This window comes from Spirosoma agri, assembly GCF_010747415.1.
Lineage (GTDB): Bacteria > Bacteroidota > Bacteroidia > Cytophagales > Spirosomataceae > Spirosoma > Spirosoma agri.
Window position 1 is genome coordinate 3,003,203 of sequence record NZ_JAAGNZ010000001.1, and the last position, 20,575, is coordinate 3,023,777.

15 protein-coding genes are annotated in these 20,575 nt (G+C 50.3%); 4 read left to right on the top strand and 11 right to left on the bottom strand.

Annotation, left to right across the window (positions count from 1 at the left end; genetic code table 11):
• Nucleotides 1-666, top strand: a complete 666-nt coding sequence (gene trmB, locus GK091_RS12495) for a tRNA (guanosine(46)-N7)-methyltransferase TrmB (protein WP_164038177.1) — start codon at nt 1-3, stop codon at nt 664-666.
• A gap of 104 nt (nt 667-770) precedes the next feature.
• Here trmB and gap read toward each other — a convergent pair whose 3' ends face one another.
• The gene (gap, locus tag GK091_RS12500; protein WP_164038180.1) at nt 771-1,766 is read right to left on the bottom strand and encodes a type I glyceraldehyde-3-phosphate dehydrogenase; all 996 of its coding nucleotides are present in this window, start codon (nt 1,764-1,766) and stop codon (nt 771-773) included.
• Nucleotides 1,767-2,780: 1,014 nt separating this feature from the next.
• On the opposite strand from gap, the gene GK091_RS12505 reads away from it, so the two are divergent.
• The gene (locus tag GK091_RS12505) at nt 2,781-3,596 is read left to right on the top strand and encodes a 2,3,4,5-tetrahydropyridine-2,6-dicarboxylate N-succinyltransferase (RefSeq protein WP_164038183.1); all 816 of its coding nucleotides are present in this window, start codon (nt 2,781-2,783) and stop codon (nt 3,594-3,596) included.
• 156 nt (nt 3,597-3,752) lie between these two features.
• Complete coding sequence (locus tag GK091_RS12510) at nt 3,753-4,235, top strand: helix-turn-helix transcriptional regulator (protein ID WP_164038186.1); 483 nt, start codon at nt 3,753-3,755, stop codon at nt 4,233-4,235.
• Between the two features lie 815 nt (nt 4,236-5,050).
• Here the strand turns inward: GK091_RS12510 and GK091_RS12515 are convergent.
• The 4 genes from GK091_RS12515 to parS all read right to left on the bottom strand — a co-directional run bounded on the left by GK091_RS12515 (nt 5,051) and on the right by parS (nt 10,333).
• Nucleotides 5,051-6,493 (bottom strand): tetratricopeptide repeat protein, encoded by a 1,443-nt coding sequence (locus GK091_RS12515; protein WP_164038189.1) that lies wholly within the window; start codon nt 6,491-6,493, stop codon nt 5,051-5,053.
• 143 nt (nt 6,494-6,636) lie between these two features.
• On the bottom strand, nt 6,637-9,150 hold the full coding sequence (gene gyrA / locus GK091_RS12520; protein WP_164038192.1) for a DNA gyrase subunit A: 2,514 nt from the start codon (nt 9,148-9,150) through the stop codon (nt 6,637-6,639).
• A 277-nt stretch (nt 9,151-9,427) separates the two neighbouring features.
• Nucleotides 9,428-9,877: an RES family NAD+ phosphorylase gene (locus GK091_RS12525; RefSeq protein ID WP_164038194.1), complete on the bottom strand. Its 450-nt coding sequence runs from the start codon at nt 9,875-9,877 to the stop codon at nt 9,428-9,430.
• A gap of 72 nt (nt 9,878-9,949) precedes the next feature.
• Nucleotides 9,950-10,333 (bottom strand): type II RES/Xre toxin-antitoxin system antitoxin, encoded by a 384-nt coding sequence (gene parS / locus GK091_RS12530; RefSeq protein WP_164038197.1) that lies wholly within the window; start codon nt 10,331-10,333, stop codon nt 9,950-9,952.
• A gap of 221 nt (nt 10,334-10,554) precedes the next feature.
• On the opposite strand from parS, the gene GK091_RS12535 reads away from it, so the two are divergent.
• Nucleotides 10,555-10,896: a hypothetical protein gene (locus GK091_RS12535; RefSeq protein ID WP_164038199.1), complete on the top strand. Its 342-nt coding sequence runs from the start codon at nt 10,555-10,557 to the stop codon at nt 10,894-10,896.
• On the opposite strand, the gene GK091_RS12540 is transcribed toward GK091_RS12535, so the two are convergent.
• The 6 genes from GK091_RS12540 to GK091_RS12565 all read right to left on the bottom strand — a co-directional run bounded on the left by GK091_RS12540 (nt 10,893) and on the right by GK091_RS12565 (nt 20,476).
• Nucleotides 10,893-12,329 carry a DUF1501 domain-containing protein gene (locus tag GK091_RS12540; RefSeq protein ID WP_164038202.1) on the bottom strand — a complete coding sequence of 479 codons (1,437 nt, stop codon included), beginning with the start codon at nt 12,327-12,329 and terminating at the stop codon, nt 10,893-10,895. The two genes, GK091_RS12535 and GK091_RS12540, sit on opposite strands and share 4 nt — an antisense overlap.
• A 146-nt stretch (nt 12,330-12,475) precedes the next feature.
• Nucleotides 12,476-14,854 (bottom strand): DUF1549 domain-containing protein, encoded by a 2,379-nt coding sequence (locus tag GK091_RS12545; protein ID WP_164038206.1) that lies wholly within the window; start codon nt 14,852-14,854, stop codon nt 12,476-12,478.
• Nucleotides 14,855-15,134: 280 nt separating this feature from the next.
• Nucleotides 15,135-16,478: a Gfo/Idh/MocA family protein gene (locus GK091_RS12550; protein ID WP_164038209.1), complete on the bottom strand. Its 1,344-nt coding sequence runs from the start codon at nt 16,476-16,478 to the stop codon at nt 15,135-15,137.
• 84 nt (nt 16,479-16,562) lie between these two features.
• A complete protein-coding gene (locus tag GK091_RS12555) occupies nt 16,563-17,423 on the bottom strand; it encodes a TIM barrel protein (RefSeq protein WP_164038212.1) in 861 nt (286 codons plus the stop codon).
• Nucleotides 17,424-17,684: 261 nt separating this feature from the next.
• Nucleotides 17,685-19,610 carry a molecular chaperone DnaK gene (dnaK, locus tag GK091_RS12560; protein ID WP_164038215.1) on the bottom strand — a complete coding sequence of 642 codons (1,926 nt, stop codon included), beginning with the start codon at nt 19,608-19,610 and terminating at the stop codon, nt 17,685-17,687.
• Nucleotides 19,611-19,933: 323 nt separating this feature from the next.
• Nucleotides 19,934-20,476, bottom strand: coding sequence for a DUF937 domain-containing protein (locus GK091_RS12565; RefSeq protein ID WP_164038218.1), 543 nt, complete (start codon nt 20,474-20,476; stop codon nt 19,934-19,936).
• Nucleotides 20,477-20,575: the final 99 nt, after the last annotated feature.

Genomic DNA, 20,575 nt, shown 5'->3' on the forward strand with positions numbered 1-20,575 from the left:
GTGACGCGTCGCAAACATGATTTCTTTCTACACAACATAGAAAGCATAAACGTTATTGAAGTTGGTAAACCGCTTTACAAAACAATAAAAGGTAACTGGCTTTCCGAGTATTTCAAGAACGATAACCCGATTGTGCTGGAACTGGCCTGTGGTAAAGGAGAGTATACGATTGGCTTAGCGAGTGCCTTTCCGGCAACCAATTTTATTGGTGTCGACATCAAAGGCGATCGAATTGCCAGAGGGTCTAAAATTGCCGAACGGAAAGGACTTACCAATGTCGCTTTCTTGCGGACGGATATTAAATACATCGAGGAGTTTTTTAACGAGGGGGAGGTCAGCGAAATTTGGGTTACCTTCCCCGACCCTCACGCCAGGCCCAGACAGGAGAAACATCGACTCACGCATCCGCACTTCTTGGCGCTGTATAAACGGTTACTTAAACCGGGAGGAACCCTCCATCTGAAAACAGACAGCCCCGAATTATTTGCGTACAGTGTGGAACAAGTTAAATCGGCCAACTGTGTCGATTTACAATATACAACTGATTTATATACGTCGTCACTTAACGAAATTCACTTAGGGATAAAGACGACCTATGAGCAACTCTTCTTCGATAAAGGATTTACAATTAACTATTTACAATGTAAAATGGGTGCAGTTTTGTAAACCACACCCATTTGTAAACTCTAAGTCAACTGTGTAAACTAATACTATTTACCAATGTATTTAAATTTACTTTGTTAACATTGATAAAATGATTTACAATTGTACTACTTAAACAGCTTTGTAATCAGATCGGCAACACGGCTAGAATAACCAAACTCATTATCGTACCAGCCGACAACTTTGGCCAGATTACCGTTTGCCGCCGTTAGTTTCGAATCGAAAATACACGAGTGTGGATTACCAACAATATCGATCGAAACGATTTCGTCAGTGGTGTATTCCAGGTATCCTTTTAGGGTTGTTTCCGATGCTTCCTTGATGGCGTTGTTGATTTCCTCAACCGTAACTTCCCGTTTTAATACGACCGTTAGATCGGTCAATGAACCATCCGGCGTTGGAACGCGCAGGGCGTTACCGTCCAGTTTGCCTTTTAGCTGAGGCAGAACCAGACCGACAGCTTTAGCCGCTCCCGTCGAGGTTGGAACGATCGATAAAGCAGCTGCTCGTGCGCGACGTAGATCGGAGTGGGGAGCATCCTGTAGATTCTGATCAGCCGTGTAGGCGTGGATCGTCGTCATATATCCTTTTTCGATACCGAAAACATCATCCAGCACTTTGGCCATTGGAGCCAGGCAGTTGGTTGTGCAGGAAGCGTTGGAGACGATCGTCTCTTCGCCCGTTAGTGTATCGTCATTGACGCCTAGTACTACGGTCGGGATATTGCCTTTAGCAGGGGCGGAAATGACAACCTTCTTAGCACCTGCGGTGAGGTGTTGGCCTGCACCTGCTTCGTCTACGAACCGGCCCGTTGATTCCAGAACAACATCGACGTTTAGTTCTTTCCAGGGTAGATTCTTAGGGTCACGTTCTGCATAAGCATGAATTCGTGTTCCGTTTACAGTGATGCTTTCTGTGTCTGACTGAACTTCGCCTGAAAACCGACCATGAACTGAGTCATATTTTAACAGGTGTGCTAAGGTTGCATTATCTGTTAAATCATTGATGGCAACAACTTCGATGTTTTCTTTGGCAAGTAACTGTCTGAACGAAAGCCGTCCGATCCGACCGAAGCCATTGATGGCAACGCGTATTTTTTCCATGAACTAAAAATTGGTTTGTTTTCGGTTCAAATATACGCATTAATACAGGAGCACTATAAAAAATGTATCTTTAGTAATAGGAGAGAAGGTTTTAGTAAGAATGGAAAAATACTTTAGTATTTATAGTAATAATTAGCTAAAATCTGTTATTTTGCTAGTACAAGTTAGGCTTATCCGCAAAAATTACTAACAGTTTAGCCTAATTATATCGTTTTGCTAACGTATATGTACGTTTTTACTAAATAATTTTAATGAACATAGTATTTGCTAAATTTTAGTATAATTTGCCTAGATAGCATGACTCTTATTATCTATATTGATACCTACTAATACCAGTTTCACATTTTCACATGTCTTCTAACTCTATATGATTAGTGAGAAAGTAAGAGTGTAGCTTTACACAAAGTGCTCACAACTGGTTAGTTTGTTCTACAATTCTGCCTAAACTTTTTCTCTATACATAGTATTCTCTTACTCATTCAGTGCATCGCTTTACTGGCCAACCAGCAAGCGGTAATCCATTTTTTAAACACTATAAAACCGCTTTACCATATAGAAATCAGGATGTCTTAAAGAGACTACGTAGCTCTCTAGTTATAGCCAGGAGTAGAAAACCAGGCAATGATCTGATATACACACGCTATTATCAATCAAATGGAGCATGATTAAACACTGCTAATTATCGATTGAAAATCGCTGCACATCAATAAGAAGGGGTAGAGCTGTTACTGGTTTCATAGACTAGTATTCGGCAATCAACACCATGGCATTATTCATGCTCTATATAGAATGTGTTGATACTACTACACACTGTCTGTGGTAATATCAATATGTCTGCTGGGAAAAAAAGTTGGCCTATATTTAAACTATACGTGTCTTATCCTTATCTTTGAAGCAGCAAAAAAGTAGCTATTTATAATATCAATGAAATACAAAATATAATTCTGTTAATAACACTATATGCCTGTTTGTGAGGCACTTATACTATTACATATAAACTTTTACTCTAATTAAATGAATACCACAATTGAAGCCATTTGGGCAAATAGAGACTTATTAAAGGAGCCAAAATCCATTCAGATAATTAAAGAAGTAATAAGTCAATTAGATAGGGGAGAACTTCGGGTGGCTAATCCTCCGGTTGAGGAAAATGGCGAATGGACAGTCAATGAGTGGGTAAAAAAATCCATACTTCTTTATTTCATTAGTCAGCAAATGAAAGCCGAGGAAGTAGGAATTTTTTCTTTTCATGACAAAATTCCTTTGAAGACGAATTTTGCCGATGCTAAGGTACGGGTGGTTCCGCCAGCTGTAGCTCGTTATGGATCGTTCCAGGCGCCTGGTGTCATTCTCATGCCTTCTTATGTAAACATTGGTGCTTATGTCGATGAGCGTACCATGGTTGACACCTGGGCGACGGTAGGCAGCTGCGCCCAAATTGGTAAAGACGTTCACCTCAGCGGGGGAGTTGGTATTGGTGGCGTTCTGGAACCACCGCAAGCAGCACCCGTCATTATTGAGGATGGCGCTTTTGTTGGTTCCCGTTGCATAGTTGTCGAGGGGGCTCATATTGGCAAGCGAGCGGTGTTAGGAGCGGGGGTCACCATTACTGGCTCGTCTAAAATTATCGATGTTACAGGTACTAAGCCCGTCGAATACAAAGGATTTGTTCCTGCTAATTCAGTAGTTATCCCCGGTAGCTATGCTAAACAGTTTCCGGCAGGTGAATTTCATGTTCCTTGTGCAATCATCATCGGGCAGCGCAAAGAATCCACCGATTTAAAAACATCGTTGAATGATGCACTCCGTGAGAATAACGTATCGGTTTAAAACCGTGTGTTATTTACATTAATACAAATATACAATAGTAAAAAATAGCCAATTGATTTATATCAATTGGCTATTTTTTTTGTAAAATTTACATATACAATTTTTGTATATAGATTTAAGTTTATCTTTGTATATACTATGATTCAACGGAAGCCAATGACTATTAATGACAAAATTAAACAGATACTGATCGACAAGAATCTGTCGCCTTCTTATTTCGCGGACGAGATCGGTGTTCAACGATCCAGCATTTCTCATATTCTCTCCGGCCGAAATCGACCCAGTTTCGATATCATTCAGAAAATAATCCGTCGCTTTCCAGAACTTGGTTACGAATGGATTATGGAAGAAGACAATCAAACTAGTAGCCAACCAATTCCAACCGGTTACACTGCCAGGAGTGTAACACGTACGCCGGACCAGGATCGGATGGAAGGGTTTACCTACCCGGCCCCACAGCCTATAGGTGTTCGTAGCCAGCGTACTGAAATTCCACCGAGTGCACCCGCTCAACCAACATCCTCATCTGATAATTCTGCCGAACAATCAGTCGGCTTACCTTTAGTGGAGAAGAAGGTGGAGCGGATACTGATCTTTTACACAGATGGATCATTTCGGGAATACACCCCAACCGTTTAGCCAAACTTACTCAGTTCGGGTTATTTCTTTTGTTTTTACCAGCACATGATCAACACGATAAATGTCTTTGTAGTAGCGTAACTTCGTTATACACGATGTTTTTTTTCATCTAGTACTAACCTGTCTGCTTCTATATAATAGGCAGCATGGGCTCAGCCACGACTTTATCATGCGCCTGCTTTTCTAATTTTTCAGCGACAGATTACTAACCACTGATCAACAGAATGACTTAAAGAAATTAGCTCGAATACCAGCCGTGCTGAATTTGATTAGATTTAATTTAATAAATAAAAGGGAATCCTACTCATTGAAAAACCGGTCCTTTGAAGTCATGTTCCAAACCAGTCAGCTGGCTACTAAGATAGCACTGGGCTTGCAAACTACGTGTGAAACGAGCGATACCATCGTAAAAATTTTAAGCAGTCGACGTCAGCATTAGTTGGACAGCACTTATGAAACGGAATAGATTTTATGTCCCTTTTCGAGTGCGCGTTTAACCAGTGTTCTCGACGTCAAATAGCAAGTCATTGAGTAGTAGCGAACAATTTAATTCATTCGTTCGTCTAGCCATTCTATGATAAAGCGGTTTATTACTCTTCGGTAGACTGACGAAAAAGATGCATTTAAACTCAATCAAGGCATTTTTCGCACCCTATATACCCTAACTCCTTGTAAAGCAATACTTTAGTGTTCCACGTGGATACCTGCTTGATAAGCCTGCCATGTACAGGAATACTTTTGTTATATAATTTATATTATGTTAAGTAAGGTAGTTACTAAATAGGGTCGGCTCTTCGGTACCGACCCTATTTATCTTAATCGACGCAGACTACTTTCTTCTCTTCGTACTGCTTCAAAATGTTCTGAAGATTCGTCAGGTTGTCCGTCAGTTCTGGCTCTTCTTTCACTGACTTTGCTTTCGTGAAATAAGGTAACGCTTTCTTGAAACGACCACAGACTTTACCCTCAACTTCTTTGCCTTTAGCCTGATACTCTTTAACGTCCATATCGGCCAGTTGCTTGTTCAACTCAGCGCCTTCATTATAGTAATAAACGCCTAGGTTAAAGTTAGCATCGTAGTTATTGGGTTCAACGGCCAGGGCTTTGGTGTAGTACTCCTTTGCCAGGTTCGTTTGCTCCATTTGCTTCTGTTTGAATTCGGCTAACTTCTTTTCTGAATCGGCCGATGTTGTGCTTGTGGCAGCTTCTTTAGCAGATGCGTCCAGTTTAGCAATCTCAGCCTTCTGGTCAGTCGCTTTTTTCTGTACGTCAGCCAGCTGACGCTTTAGCTCGGCACTCTTGGGCTGCTTTTTGATCAACCCACTCAGCCGGGTAACTTCGCTGTTATACGTTTCCAGCAATCCTTTCGCATCAGCCAGTTGCTTACCAGCGCTACTTCCCTTCTTGGTTTCACCTTCTAGCTTACGAACTTCTTCCTTGGCTTTCGTGGCCGCATTATCATAAATGATGCCCAGGTTAACCATATTCTGAACGTTATTCGGATCTTTTTCGATCATCTGCTTCATCCCGTTAATGGCTTCATCCATCCGGTTGGTACGCAGCATAATGTTGATCTTTTCGTTCGACAGGTCTTTGTTACCGGGTGCCAGCGCAATTCCTTTGTCTAACGTAGCCAGGGCTTTGTCCACTTCGTTGTCCGTGCTGTAGAGCATGGCCAGCGATCCGTAAATCGATGCATCCTTACCACCACCGGCGATGTATTTCTCCAGTTGCGTTTTAGCCGTTGCGTTGTCTTTTACCTGCTGGGCGGCAATGGCCGTGTACAACGGAGCGAGGGTATCTTTAGGATTGATATCACCCGCCATCGTCATCGCTTTCATCGCATCCGGGTAATTCTTAGCCTGGAATTTAGCCACACCCTGCTGCATAAACGCGCCGTACAGAGCCTGCCCTTTCAAGGCTTCCTCCGCTTCTTTCGCTAGTTTGCCCGGACCACCTTTTTTGTCTTTGTCCAGTTCAATTACTTTTTTGAACGCTTCGTAAGCTGTTGTCGCTGCGCTGGAGTCGATTCGGATGTATTGAGCCGCAATGCTCTGGTAGGTTTTAGCCCGATCCATCCAGGTACTGGCTTTTGCCCCACTTTTGGCATCGGCAATATCCTTGTCGCTTTTCTCCTTGTCTTTCTTGACGGCATCCATCGCGGCAGCATCCACTGTACTAGCTGCCCCACCCTGGTTCTGTGCATAGGCTCCTGCGGACAGGCAACAGGCGACGAGAACTGCAATAACTGATTTCATGTGTAAAATGGGGTTGTGTTTTATCTTTCAGGAACGAATTTAAGGAATCTGTCTGTATAAGCATGACCACCCGTAAATTGTTTGAGCCGCCGGGCTGATTATCCAATCAACGCCAGCGGCTCAAGCGACTATCAGTGAGTGAGTTACTCGGTTATTTCATCCGACTCGGCCGGAGGGACTTCATCCACTTCCTCGTGTTTAATTTTTGTGACCGACGATATGGCATCCCCGTCGCGCAGACTGATCAACCGAACGCCCTGCGTGTTGCGGCCAATAACGCTGATCGCATTCACCGGGGTCCGGATGGCAATACCGGACTTGTTGATGATCATCAGGTCGTCGTTGTCTTCCACGTCGAGTACCGCCACCAGCCGGCCTACTTTTTCGGTAACTTTCAGCGTACCAACACCTTTGGCTCCCCGGTTGGTGATCCGATAACCGTCAATCTCGGATCGCTTGCCGTAGCCATTTACCGAAACGACCAGTAACTGGGCATCGGTCGACGCGATACAAACCATGCCGATAACGTGGTCGGTCGTGTCGTCGTCGTCCAGGGATATGCCTCGCACCCCGGCGGCCGTGCGGCCCATCGGACGAACACGACTTTCGTGGAACCGAACGGCTTTACCCGCACTCGACGCAATGACGATATCATTGTCTCCGTTGGTCAGACAAACCCCGATCAGCTGATCGTCCTCATCGATCGTGATGGCAATGATGCCATTCTGACGGGGGCGCGAGAAGGCTTCCAGCATCGTCTTTTTGATCGTTCCCTGACGCGTACACATCACAATGTAATTGTTGTTGATGTAGTCCTCGTTTTTCAGGTCTGTTACGTTGATGACCGCCCGTACTTTGTCGTCAGATTCGATATTGATGAAGTTAGCTAGGGGTCGTCCTTTCGATACCCGCGATCCTTCCGGCAATTCGTAAACGGGTAACCAGTATAAACGCCCTTTCTGCGTGAACGCGAGCAGGGTGTTGTGCATGGTCGCCGTAAAGAGGTGTTCCGTAAAGTCTTCCTCTTTAGACGCTGCCGCCTTCGCTCCTACGCCACCCCGGCTCTGCGACCGGTATTCGGTGGTTGGTGTCCGTTTAATATACCCTTCGTGCGAGATGGTGATGATCATGTCCTCATCGGCGATCAGCGAGAGATCGCTGATGTTCCCGTCACCGAGGGGATTAATCTGCGTCCGTCGTTCGTCGCCGTAGCGCGCCCGGATGTCGATCAGTTCGTCTTTGATCACCTGCCGCTTCCGTTCTTCACTGGCCAGAATTTCTCTCAGGTTCGTGATTTCACGCATCAGCTCGTCGAACTCGGCCTGTAGCTTGTCGCGTTCCAGCCCGGTAAGCCGTTGCAGACGCATTTCCAGAATCGCTTTCGCCTGTAAATCGCTGAGCGAGAACTGCGTCATCAGACCCGTACGGGCAATTTCTGAATCACGCGACGACCGGATCAGGGTAATAACGGCGTCGATGTGATCAAGCGCAATCAGCAGCCCTTCCAAAATATGCGCCCGTTTTTCGGCTTCGCGCAATTCGTACTGCGTCCGGCGGGTCACTACCTCGAAGCGGTGCTCGACGTAGTACTTCATCATATCCTTCAGGTTCAACAGCATCGGCCGCCCTTTCACGAGCGCGACGTTATTGATACTGAACGAGGATTGCAGGGCCGTATGCTTATACAGGTTGTTCAGAACGACGTTCGGAATGGCATCCTTCCGCAGATCATACACGACCCGCAGTCCGTCCCGGTCCGACTCATCGCGGAAAGCCGCGATGCCTTCGATCTTTTTATCGTTGATCAGTTCCGCCGTTTTTTCGAGCATCACCGCTTTGTTGACCATATACGGAACGTCCGTCACGATGATCTGGGTTTTGCCGCGATTTTCTTCGATGGTTGCATTCGCCCGCATCACCACCCGGCCACGACCGGTCTTGAACGCGGACTTGACGCCTTCCATCCCGTAGATCGTCGCACCCGTTGGGAAATCGGGGGCTTTGACGAATTGCATCAAGTCTTCAATCGTGATCTCGTTGTTGTCCATGTAGGCAATGATGCCATCGACAACTTCGGTCAGGTTATGGGGAGCCATGTTGGTCGCCATACCGACCGCGATCCCCGACGAGCCGTTAAGCAGCAGGTTGGGCAGTTTACCCGGCATTACGGTTGGCTCCTGCAACGAATCATCGAAGTTCGACTGAAAGTCAACCGTTTCCTTGTAAATATCGGTCAGCAATTCTTCGGCAATCCGCTTCAGCCGGGCCTCGGTATACCGCATAGCCGCCGGTGAATCGCCGTCGATGGACCCAAAGTTACCCTGCCCGTCAACGAGGGGATAGCGCAACGACCAGTCCTGGGCCATCCGGACCATGGTATCGTAAACGGATGAGTCACCATGCGGGTGGTATTTACCCAGTACTTCCCCAACGATACGGGCCGATTTCTTGTGGGGTTTGTTATAGTTAACGCCCAGTTCAGCCATTCCGAACAACACCCGTCGGTGAACCGGTTTCAACCCGTCACGAACGTCGGGCAGCGCCCGCGAGATGATAACTGACATTGAGTAATCAATGTAGGCACCCCGCATTTCGTCCTCAATGTTGATGGGAATGATGTTACTGGGAAATTCGAGGTCGGGATTTTCTTCCGCCATGTTCAAGTTGGAGTTTCGCAGAAAATTACTATTTCGGCTCGTCTGACAGACGCAGGCCGCTCTATAGACAAATATACAAAATTTTCAGAAGAAAAGCGAAATAATCCCGTATATGTGGCCTGAACTGCCCTGGATCGGCAAAAAATGAACGCGTTCCGAATCGAAAAATCGGCAATTTTCTGTCCGCGTAGTATCCAGACGAAATACAATTCTGTTTCAACTAAAACATACGATCCGGTGGGGCCGTACCAGCCCGACGGATCGTCTATACGTTTGATCAGGATTTGATTCGGGGGTCGAATAGAAACGGCTCCGTCTGCTGTAACACAATACGGCTGAAGTCGGGATGGGCCGGGTTGAGCAGGTAGTTCGACTCGTGGGGAATGATCGCCGAGGGCACCCGCAACACCGCCGACCGACCGCTCCGCAGCCACTCCCCGCCCAGTCGCTGACAGGCATCGTACTGCCGGAAATCGAACCAGTCGTCGGGCAGCGATTCAGCCTGGATTGTGTCAATAAGCAGGGTATCAGGTACATCGATCACCATCACCCGGAAGGTTTCCTGCAGCCCCTCCCCGCCCCGATGGACCACATTTTCGAGACAGGCCAGCGCGCGCGTAGCGGCTGTGTAGATCACGAACTGGCCACGACTATTCCACCGGGCGGCCCCGCCGGACGCTACCAGCCGATCGGCATAAACAGCTTTGGTGATTCGATAAACGAGCATGTACCGTACGGGGGTATCGACCTGGAGCGGTCAACAATGACGATGAATGAACATGGATGGTGTCAACGATCGTCAGGCCAGATCGCCGTACTCGATACGGGTCACCTCATCCATTACGAGATCAATACCGCCCGATGTGTGAAGCAGCACAAAGGGGATCTGGTTACCCAGGCCATACGCAGGCTTATCCATCCACCGCCGGAACGATTCCGCCGAGCCAAAGACCGATTCACCCGCCTGAAAAAGAGCCATGATTTTCAGCACCTTTTCACTATCCTGCGGATTGAGCTTCTTTTTTTCCCGCTCGTACCGCTGGAATGTTTTGAGCGACGTATCGAATACCTCAGCCAGCTGTTCGCGTCTGTAGCCCGTCAGATCAGCGATCTCGAAGAAACGGATGGCCGGAACGCCTTTGAGGGCGACGAAAACAAGGGCGGTGCGGTCCTGAACGATCATACGACAAACATAAGAATTTTGTCTAATAAACCAAGAATTTTGTCCAATAGTTCCTCGTACTTCATCGGGTAAAAACTTACGCGGGGTTTTCTGGTTAGAGCCTGTATATGCTGGACGCTGGCTCGATCGTAAACGCGGGACAATAGCTCTGCGAAGTCAGGCCATCGGTAAATCCAGTATCCAGTAACTACTAGCCAACATCCATTTAACAACAAAGACCGATGAAAACGATACTCACAGCCGTTAGTATGTTCGTAGCCCTTGGCATCAGCCAGTCTACGCAGGCGCAATCAACGACGGGCGGAAAAAGTGGCGGCTCTACAGCCTCGACCGGTTCGGGCTACCTGACCGACGGGAAACGCCCGACAACCAGCGACGCCAGCAGCATGACCATCGCCGACGAAGGAGCCTCCCGCGCTTATATGTACGTACCGCCAACGGCCCCCAAAAACCGGTCGGCCTCCCCCGATGGCTCGGGCAGTCCGAAGATGAAAAAACAAACCAGCCCGGATAGCACCGCGACCAAACCGCGTTCGGTCAAACCAAAACGAACCGGCAACTAGGCAAAAAGCGCCGGAACGGATTGCCCTTTTCCGTCGGGCGTAGTGTAGAAAGGGCGCTTCTCGATTTCATACTGGGTATCCGGCGCGATACCCAGCGCGTGGTAGATCGTCTGGTGGACCCCGTCGATACGCACGGGGTTCTCAATGGTTTTGCAGGGGCGTTCGTCGGCGGTCTTTCCGTAGACGAACCCTTTTTTCATGCCTCCGCCGAACAGGAGCATGGAACAGCCGTCGGTAAAATGCCGGTGCATCCCGTAAAATTTCGGATCAGACAGCACATCGGGTTGATCGACCTGTTCGAGCACTTTCGCGTCCGGACGACCTTCCACCATCATGTCCCGGCTGAATTCACTGGCCACCACGACCAGCGTCCGGTCCAGGTGACCCGTTTTGGCCAGATCCTTGATCAGCTGGGCGACGGGCCCATCAATCTCTTTTTTCATTTTTGCCAAACGCGAGTGGCCATTCTCGTGCGTATCCCACCCTTTGAACGGTTCGTATTCGGTCGTGACGCTAATGAACCGGGCTCCCTGTTCGGTCAGCCGACGGGCGAGTAGACAACCCAATCCAAAACGACCGGTATTGTACACGTCGTAACTGGCTTTCGGCTCAGTGCGTAAATTGAACGCCTTCGCTTCGGGCGAGTTCAGCAGTCGGTACGCCTGTTCCATCGATCGTTTCAGCGATTCTTTCTGATAATCACTGCCGAACTCCCCTACCGGACTGCTACTAATGAGCTCGTTATAGAGCTGGTTCCGTCGCTCGAACCGGCGGGCGTCCATGCCAACCGGCGGCCGGACGCTATCCAGGCCCTGACTGGGATCGGGAATAAAGAACGGACCAAATTCATTCCCCAGAAAGCCGGCGGTATGAAACGCTTTCAACTCCTCGCCTTCGCCAAGGGTAAATCGCTGACCAATATCGACAAAAGCGGGAATGACCGGATTCTTCGGCCCTAATTCCTTGGCAATCCAGGCCCCGATGTGCGGAACGGCTACCGTTTGCGGGGGTTCGTAGCACGTATGCCAGTGGTACTGGTGCCGCGAATGCAGAATATGGCCCATGTCAGCCGCTACGTACGACCGGATCAGCGTGCCTTTGTCCATCACGCGCCCAATGGCCTGGAGTCCGTCCGAAAAGTGGATGCCATCCAGCACGGTAGGTACTGATTTGAACGTACTTAATACCCGATTACCTTCCATTCCTTTCTGGAACGGGGTGTATTTTTTAGGATCGAACGTTTCCGTATGCGCCATACCGCCGGCCATCCAGAGCAAAATGACCGTATCCGCCGTTCCCCGCATCGACGCCGACGTTGCCTCCCGGCGACAGCCCGACAACAGAGCCGGTATGGGCGCACCAGCCGCTAAAGCCGCCAGCGTGGCCGCGCTGGTTTTCTGCATGAACTCCCTCCTATTCCACGTATGCTTCATGATTCCGTTTTTTTCGAACGAGTGAAAGAGCGCAAGAGTGATTAAGTACAGCGTTTGTTTGTTCAGTCAATCATCAGTGCTCCAATCGCTCGTTCACCCATATTCCCTAATCGCTCATTCACTCAATCACTCTTTCACTATTTTCCTCAATAAATCAACTGAAATTCGGGATGGAGGGTAATGGCCCAGACCAAGTCCTGGATACCCTCCGTTGTGGGCGTTTTGCCGACCAGCTGCCGGGCGATGGTAATTTCTTTCGGTAACGGTGCCCGCCCCAATGCCTGCCAGTACAATCGGTTGATGATCAGCTCCGACGACGGCTCCTTCTTTTTCCAGCGTTCGGCCCCCCGCTTCAGGGCTTCATTGAAGGTTGAGCCGTTGGTCAGTTCGAGCGCCTGTAGCAGGTTGGCCTGCGACGTGCGGCTGGTGCTAACCGTTTCCCGGTTCGGGCGACCCAGGGCAGTCAGGAACGGATCGTTCTTGACCAGAGCGGCACGGGTGAAACGAATCGCCTTATGAATCGTTTTGGGTAACCGATCCACGATAGCGGTATCCTGGTAGATGGGCGCGAACGACAGACTGACCGCATCGGCAAACTGTTCGGCCGTGAGCCGACGCCGAACCATTCCATCAAATACGTACGTCGGTGTCGTCAGCAAACCCGCATCCTTTACCCCGACGGAGGGCAATTGATACGTCTTGGAAGTGAGAATGGCATACATCAGTTTTTTGAGATCATAGCCGTTCTTCACAAAATCAAACGCCAGCCAGTCCAGCAAGTCCTGACTCCAGGGCACATTGTCCATCGCGTCGACGGGTTCCACGATACCCCGGCCCATCAGCTGTGCCCAGATTCGATTGACCACCGTACGATAGAGCCGCCCGTCTTTGGGTTGCACCAGGAAATCAGCCAGTTCACGAAGGCGCTGCTCCGTGGGTGCATCGACGCTGATCGTACCCAATTCCTTGAACAGCAGTCGACGCCCGGCCAGTTTACCCGTCGGCTTATCGCAGCGATTTATTTCTAACGTACTATCGGCAAAAACGTTGGCAAACGCATACGCGTCGTCCAGTTTCCAGTCGCTGATGAAGCTGTCGTGGCAGGAAGCACATTTGAGATTAAGCCCCAGCAACACCTGGGCCACGTTCTGAGCCGCCTGCATTTCGGTTCGCTGGCTGGCGTTGATCGTTCCGCGCCACTGAATGCCTTTGATAAAACCGGCGGATTGTTTCGACGGACTGATCAGCTCCCGCACGAACCAGTTGTAGGGCTTGTTGTTTTTCAGCGACTTATAGAGCCAGGTGGTCATATCCGCCCGTCCACCGGTCACGTAGCCCGTACCCGTATAATCATTCCGCAGCGCATCGTTCCAGAACGTAAGCCAGTGTTGGGCGTAGGCTTCGTTACGATCAAGCAACTGGCGGACCAGAATTTCCCGTTTATCGGGCCGGGAGTCGGCCATAAATGTCTGTATCGCCTTCGGGGACGGCAGCAACCCGACAACATCCAGATAGACCCGCCGAATGTACGTCCGGTCGTCTACGACGCCTTTCCAGGATACCTTGTTCGTCTGGAAATAAGCGGATACGAATCGATCGATGGGTTGGGTTATGTCGACCGTGGCCGGCGGAACGGCGGGTAAACGGGGTTCCAGCGCGGCCACACGATAAAGGGGTTTGTCGGGCCCATCCGGCCAGGGAGCACCCTGTTTGATCCAGAACGAAAGCAAAGCCACTTCTTGTTCGCTCAGCCGTTTGCCTTTGGTTGGCATCACTTCTTTATCCCCGGTCGGCAGCGTAATCCGGCGAATGAGTTCGCTGGCCTCCGGATACCCGGCGGTCAGAATGGCCCCGTGCTTCCCTCCTTTCAGCACCAGCTCCTTGTTGTCCAACCGGAGATTGCCCTTAGTTTTGGTTGCACTGTGGCAACTGTAGCAATTATGCGCCAGAATCGACCGGACCTCCACGGTCAATTCCTCCACCTGCTTATCTGTCAGCGGCCCATCCATTCGGGCAAACGCAACCGACGTTTCTCCGGTTGACGGTGCACCCGATCCTTTGTTTCCCGGCAGAACGCTGGTCAGGTAGTCGTCGCCGTGGGTCAGCCTGGCTCCGTAATGGCCCGCCAGACTAACACCTGCCACCGTACCAATCAACAGGCTCCGGTAAAGAACAATGTGTCCGGAACGAAGCGCGGCTAGTGTGCAACCCGCCAGCAGCACCGTGGCCAGCCCCGACCATTGATGGATCGTTACGGTCGCTCCGCCATAGTCTTCCTGATTGACCAGCAGCAGCCCCAGACTGGCGGCCAGTACCGAACTGATCGTCCCGATCCAGACCAGAGCGGTTATTCCCGAACGCCAGTCCGCCGACTTCCGATACCAATCGATTCCCTCCAGAACCAGGGCGACACAAAGTAGGGCAACCGGAAAATGAACGAGCAACGGGTGTAACCGACCCAGAAACTGCCAAAGCCAAAACGACGCGGCCAACGGGAAACTAAGCACGTGCGGAAGAATTGCCATACGCTAATCAGGGAATTCGCTTACCCTTCCAAAAGACACGTTTCCCGCCCGTTCTACTATAGTGTACTGATAGCCAGACCATCAGGATCGTTTTGACTAACCCGAGCTTCGCGAATCAGCAAATAATACCAAGTAGTATTTTTTTGATCTTTTTGTATAATCAATAAAATACTACTTGGTATTATTTTAAATTTCAGACTTGATAAAACGTTTTAACAAAAAGGCCCGCTAGTAATCTAGCGGGCCTTTTTGTTGAAACGTATGGCTTATGCGGGCTTACCTAAAGCTTAGGCTCCCAGCCTTTCTCATAGTCGCGTCCCCACAGCTTCATTGCTTCTTTGTCCTGGATATGGCCATTCTTGGCATCGACGGCAAATGACTTATTCGTCCGGTACGCAATGTTGGCCAGGTGGCAGAGCAGCGTACTGCGAGCGCCTTCTTCAATGGTCGAGTTTTGTTTTTCTTTTCCCCGGATAGCCTCGAAGAAATTCTGGATATGCCGAGTCGTCATGTCTCCTCCCCCACCGAGCGCCGTTCCACCTTCAGAGCCAGTCGACTTGCTGTCTTTGATGACCTTGCCATCGCGGTTGAATAATTTATACCCACCCCGATCAACGTAAACCGTACCGTTGGTTCCGTAAATAATCGTACCCCGATCGCTGCCGTAGGTTTTATGCCCGTTCCGGCTTTTGCCATCCCACTTGATGATTTTATCGCCGGGGAAACGGAAGGTGGCATCCATCGTATCATAGACGGCCCAGCCATCTTCGGGGAAATACCGCTTGGCCGCTTCGACCGTTACATACTCCGGAAATTCGACCTGCAGGGCCCAGCGCGCTACGTCCAGTTCGTGGGTCGCGTTGTTGCCACTTTCTGCCGTGCCGTAGAGCCAGCCGTACCAATGCCAGTTGTAATCCCAGGTGTCGTGGGTATAGGCCGTGCGGGGAGCGGGGCCCTGAAACAGATCCCAATCCAGTCCGTCAGGAACGGGCGCTTTCTTCGGGATGGGCACCTCCCCCCGGCTGTTGGCATAGAACGCAACGGCTTTGAACGCCTTACCGATCACGCCGTTATGAATCTGGTTGATGATGTCGATGGATTCGAGGGCCGACCGCTGCTGGTTCCCCATCTGAACGACCTTATTGTATTTCTTCTGGAATTCGACCAGCAGTTCGCCCTCGCGCGGATTCTGGCTACAGGGTTTTTCGACGTATACGTGCTTGCCCCCCTGCACCGCCATCCAGGTTCCCGGTGCATGCCAGTGGTCGGGGGTAGCGTTGATGAGCACATCCACATTTTTATCGGCGATGACCTTGCGGATATCGTTTTCGAGCTTTGGCTTGTAGTCAATGTGCTTCGAGAATTTTTGAAGCGCCGACTCCCGCTGTTTCTGCATCACGTCGCAGAGGTATACCAGCTCGACGTTGCTGTTCTTTTTTGAGATCGGTTCGTAATAGGCTTCCAGTCGCCGACCCAATCCGGCGATGGCGACGTTCAACCGTTCGTTGGCCCCGATTATTTTGGCGTAACTTTTCGCTGACATCCCCGTAGCCAGTCCCCCAACCGTCAGACCGGCAGTACTCAGGGCCGCTTTTTTAATAAACTCTCTTCGTGAATTTTCCATCGTTTTCAGATTGATTCATTGGTTTACTGGTACTCATGCGCCGGGAGCGCTATCCCGAACGACCCGATTACCGACGCTACCCAATCAGGATTTCCGTTTGCGGGTGGCATCACAAACGCCTTTGAAATAACCGACCGATTCGGCAATACCCGCCAGCGGATCTTTCATGTCTTTTTCGTACTCCAGGCTACAGCTTCCGTCATACTTCACTTTACGAAGCATATCCACGAAGGCGGGAATGTCGATAACGCCCCGACCCAGTTCGCAGGTCTTTCCTTCTTTGGTAGCCGCCGTAACATTCTTGAGGTGAATATCGAAAATGCGTTTGGCGTAGGTTTGCAGATCCGCAACCGGATCATCGCCATTGCGCCGGTCGTGGCCCATGTCGAAGCAGAAACCAATGCGGGGGTCCAGGTCTTTGATCGCATTATGGATGGAAATCGCATTGGGGTACAGCGCGATATCAGGACCGTGGTTATGGATAGCGAACCGAAAATCATATTCCTTCACCTTCTTATCCACGTAGGGCAACAGCTCCGTGTTCGGCACCCCGATGATCAGTTTTACCCCAACCCGTTTGGCATACGCGAAGGCATTATCGACTTCCTGCGTTGTTTTCATGTAGATGGGCCCAACGGCATAGCCCGTAACGCCCGACTGGGCCAGTTTTTCGTGAAAGGCGGTGATCTGTTCGGGCGTACTCGCCAGCGGCAGATGAAAATCCTTGATACACAGGTAGTGTACATCGGTTTTCTTCATCATCTCAAGTGCCTGTTCCAGGTTGAAGTGCACGAAGGAATACCCGGCCATACCCAGCTTAAAGAGATCACCGCCCGGTGCGGTGCTGGTTTCGGGCGTCTTCGTCGAGGCTATGGCAACCGGCCCTATCGTGGCCAGTGCGGCACTTCCTCCGGCACTTTTTAAAAACGATCGTCGTGTCGTCATTGATACTGACTGGTAAGTTTTGTGGCTATCCAGCTAGTGTAAGGCGATTTTGTCCCGTTTTTACTCCTGATACGATGATCTTGGCGAAAGGAACACCGAAGGAGTGATCATTTACGATTCGTTAGCGAGCGATTGTAGGCCCAAGTCGAGAAAACAGCCGCTAACGAATCGGTAAATGCATCAAAACCAAAAAGCCCCCGCTATTGCTGGCGGGGGCTTTTATACAATCAAGGAAATCAGACGAATCCGATCAATCCCGGTTTATTTCACTTCTTCGTACGGAACGTCCGAAACGTTGTCGCCGGCTGGCTGGCCCTGATTACCAGGATTGGCGTTTCCGCCGTCGAAGCCAGCTCCGTCCGTTGGACCACCCGCGCCGTTGGTCGCGTTGTAAAGATCCGTCGATGCCGTAGCCCAGGCGCCGTTCAGTTTTTCCAGAGCCGCATCAATGGCCGCCAGATCGCGGGAACCGTGTGCGGTACGGAGTTCGGCCAGTGCACCTTCGATGGCGGTTTTGTTCGGCTCCGTCAGTTTATCACCGTACTCCTTCAATTGCTTCTCGGTCTGGAACACCATCGAGTCGGCCTGGTTGACTTTCTCGATCGTTTCACGCTCCAGTTTATCGGCAGCTTCGTTGGCTTTGGCTTCTTCGCGCATCCGGGTGATTTCAGCGTCGGTCAAGCCGCTCGATGCTTCAATCCGGATCTTCTGCTCTTTACCCGTACCTTTATCTTTAGCCGTTACGTGCAGGATACCGTTGGCATCGACGTCGAAGGTCACCTCGATCTGAGGAACACCACGCGGTGCCGGTGGAATGTCGGACAGGATAAACCGGCCCAATTGACGGTTCTGAGCTGCCATTGGCCGCTCACCCTGCAAAATGTTGATCTCTACGCTTGGCTGATTGTCCGACGCGGTCGAGTAGGTTTCAACTTTTTTGCTCGGAATCGTTGTGTTGGCATCCACCATTTTGGTGAATACACCGCCCATGGTTTCAATACCCAGCGACAGCGGGATAACGTCGAGCAGCAACACATCTTTCACTTCACCGGTCAAGACACCACCCTGAATCGCAGCACCAATGGCTACCGCTTCGTCGGGGTTAACGGCTTTCGACGGTTTTTTACCGAACAGTTTTTCCACTTCTTCCTGCACTTTCGGAATCCGGGTCGACCCACCCACCAGAATCACTTCATCGATCTGGCTGGCCGAGAGGCCCGAGTTTTTCAACGCCCGACGGCAGGGTTCGAGGCTCCGCTGAACCAGCGAATCGGCTAACTGCTCGAATTTCGCCCGGCTCAGTGTCCGCACAAGGTGTTTCGGAATACCGTTTACCGGCATGATATAAGGCAGGTTGATCTCCGTCGAGTTAGAGCTCGATAGTTCAACTTTTGCTTTTTCCGCGGCTTCTTTCAACCGTTGCAGGGCCATTGGGTCCTGACGAAGATCGATGGCTTCGTCTTTTTTGAACTCGTCGGCGAGCCAGTCGATAATGACCTGATCGAAGTCGTCACCGCCCAGGTGGGTATCCCCATCGGTCGATTTTACTTCAAATACGCCGTCACCGAGTTCCAGGATCGAAATATCGAACGTACCGCCACCCAGGTCAAATACGGCAATTTTCTGATCGTGATTCGTTTTGTCCAGCCCGTACGCCAGTGCGGCTGCGGTTGGTTCGTTGATGATCCGTTTCACGTCGAGACCGGCAATCTGACCCGCTTCTTTGGTGGCCTGACGCTCAGCATCGTTAAAATAGGCCGGAACCGTGATAACGGCTTCGGTTACGGTCTGACCCAGGTAATCTTCAGCCGTCTGCTTCATTTTCTGCAGAATCAGAGCCGAAAGCTCCTGGGGTGTATATTGACGGTCGCCGATGCGAACGCGTGGCGTTCCGTTAGGGCCGTTTTCAACGTCGTACGCAACGTTCTTGGTTTCGTTGGTTACCTCATTATAGCGTTTACCCATGAAACGCTTGATCGAGGAAATCGTATTTTTCGGGTTGGTGATCGCCTGACGTTTGGCTGGTGCACCAACTTTACGCTCGCCGTTGCCGTTGTCCATAAACGCGACGACCGACGGCGTTGTCCGTGCTCCTTCCGAGTTAGGAATCACGACCGGCTCGTTACCTTCCATCACGGCCACACACGAGTTGGTGGTGCCTAAGTCAATACCAATAATCTTTCCCATGTTATATAGTCAATTGTGAGTTTAGCGTCTTCTTGCTGTACATATAGACTGACAGACATGTCCTATCTAACAATACAAATGCCAGCCGCATCAACTTGTTCGTTTTGCTGTCAGATTGTCAGAGTAAGTCGACCAGATGGGCCATAATGACGTTCAGATCGCTCGTTACCGGGCAAACTCTGACAGTACGTACACGACAAACCAGGGCATCCGTGTCCCGCCTGATACCAGAGAGTCCCGCCCGGCAGCCGCTCAGCAAGCGGCCGATCAGGCGGGACTTTTGACCTCTCGGACTGGCGAGCCAGTCCGTCGTATAAACCAGTTTAGCGTCCGCCAAACAGACCACCCAGCATACCGCCGAGTCCACCGCTACCACCGCCCTGCTGACCCGCGACACGCATCAGGTCGTTCATGTCAAGTTTACCATCGGCCATCGCTGAACCAGCCATGCCCATCCAGTCAACCCCCTGTTTGCCCGTGGCTGCGCCTAAGATCGAGTTACCATCTACGCTCGAATCATTCGGATCCGATGCTTTGTTCATTAGTTTGCTGAGCACCATCGGTACGACCGCCGTGGCAATCGACATGGCTACCTGGGGCGAAATGCCCAGTTTTTGCATCAGATTCTGTTCTACGTGCTCCTGAACACCGGCCGTAACGGGGCTTTGTTGCACATTGCCGCCGTTGACCACCATACCGAGCAGATCACTCAAACCGCCACCCTGCGCCTGCTGACCCAGACCGCTCATGATGCTGCCGGCAACCGTTTGCATGACACTGTCGCTCTGGTTGTTCGGAATAGCCGGGTTGCTGGTAATTGTCGGACCGGCGTGTTGCCGGACCAGATTCATTAATGTTTCTAACATGGTCTATTTGTTTTTAGGAGTAACGGGAATAGATTTGGTCATACGCCACGCTAAAAGTAAACAGTTTACGACAACCTCTTGAATTTGATCCGTTACTTT

Bases quoted from the DNA above. Each gene is read 5' to 3' on its own strand.
- GK091_RS12545 (WP_164038206.1), bottom strand. From the start codon at position 14,854: ATGGCAATTCTTCCGCACGTGCTTAGTTTCCCGTTGGCCGCGTCGTTT.
- GK091_RS12525 (WP_164038194.1), bottom strand. From the start codon at position 9,877: ATGCTCGTTTATCGAATCACCAAAGCTGTTTATGCCGATCGGCTGGTA.
- GK091_RS12505 (WP_164038183.1), top strand. From the start codon at position 2,781: ATGAATACCACAATTGAAGCCATTTGGGCAAATAGAGACTTATTAAAG.
- gyrA (WP_164038192.1), bottom strand. From the start codon at position 9,150: ATGGCGGAAGAAAATCCCGACCTCGAATTTCCCAGTAACATCATTCCC.
- dnaK (WP_164038215.1), bottom strand. From the start codon at position 19,610: ATGGGAAAGATTATTGGTATTGACTTAGGCACCACCAACTCGTGTGTG.
- GK091_RS12555 (WP_164038212.1), bottom strand. From the start codon at position 17,423: ATGACGACACGACGATCGTTTTTAAAAAGTGCCGGAGGAAGTGCCGCA.
- GK091_RS12535 (WP_164038199.1), top strand. From the start codon at position 10,555: ATGAAAACGATACTCACAGCCGTTAGTATGTTCGTAGCCCTTGGCATC.
- parS (WP_164038197.1), bottom strand. From the start codon at position 10,333: ATGATCGTTCAGGACCGCACCGCCCTTGTTTTCGTCGCCCTCAAAGGC.
- GK091_RS12565 (WP_164038218.1), bottom strand. From the start codon at position 20,476: ATGTTAGAAACATTAATGAATCTGGTCCGGCAACACGCCGGTCCGACA.
- GK091_RS12540 (WP_164038202.1), bottom strand. From the start codon at position 12,329: ATGAAGCATACGTGGAATAGGAGGGAGTTCATGCAGAAAACCAGCGCG.
- gap (WP_164038180.1), bottom strand. From the start codon at position 1,766: ATGGAAAAAATACGCGTTGCCATCAATGGCTTCGGTCGGATCGGACGG.
- GK091_RS12550 (WP_164038209.1), bottom strand. From the start codon at position 16,478: ATGGAAAATTCACGAAGAGAGTTTATTAAAAAAGCGGCCCTGAGTACT.
- GK091_RS12510 (WP_164038186.1), top strand. From the start codon at position 3,753: ATGACTATTAATGACAAAATTAAACAGATACTGATCGACAAGAATCTG.
- GK091_RS12515 (WP_164038189.1), bottom strand. From the start codon at position 6,493: ATGAAATCAGTTATTGCAGTTCTCGTCGCCTGTTGCCTGTCCGCAGGA.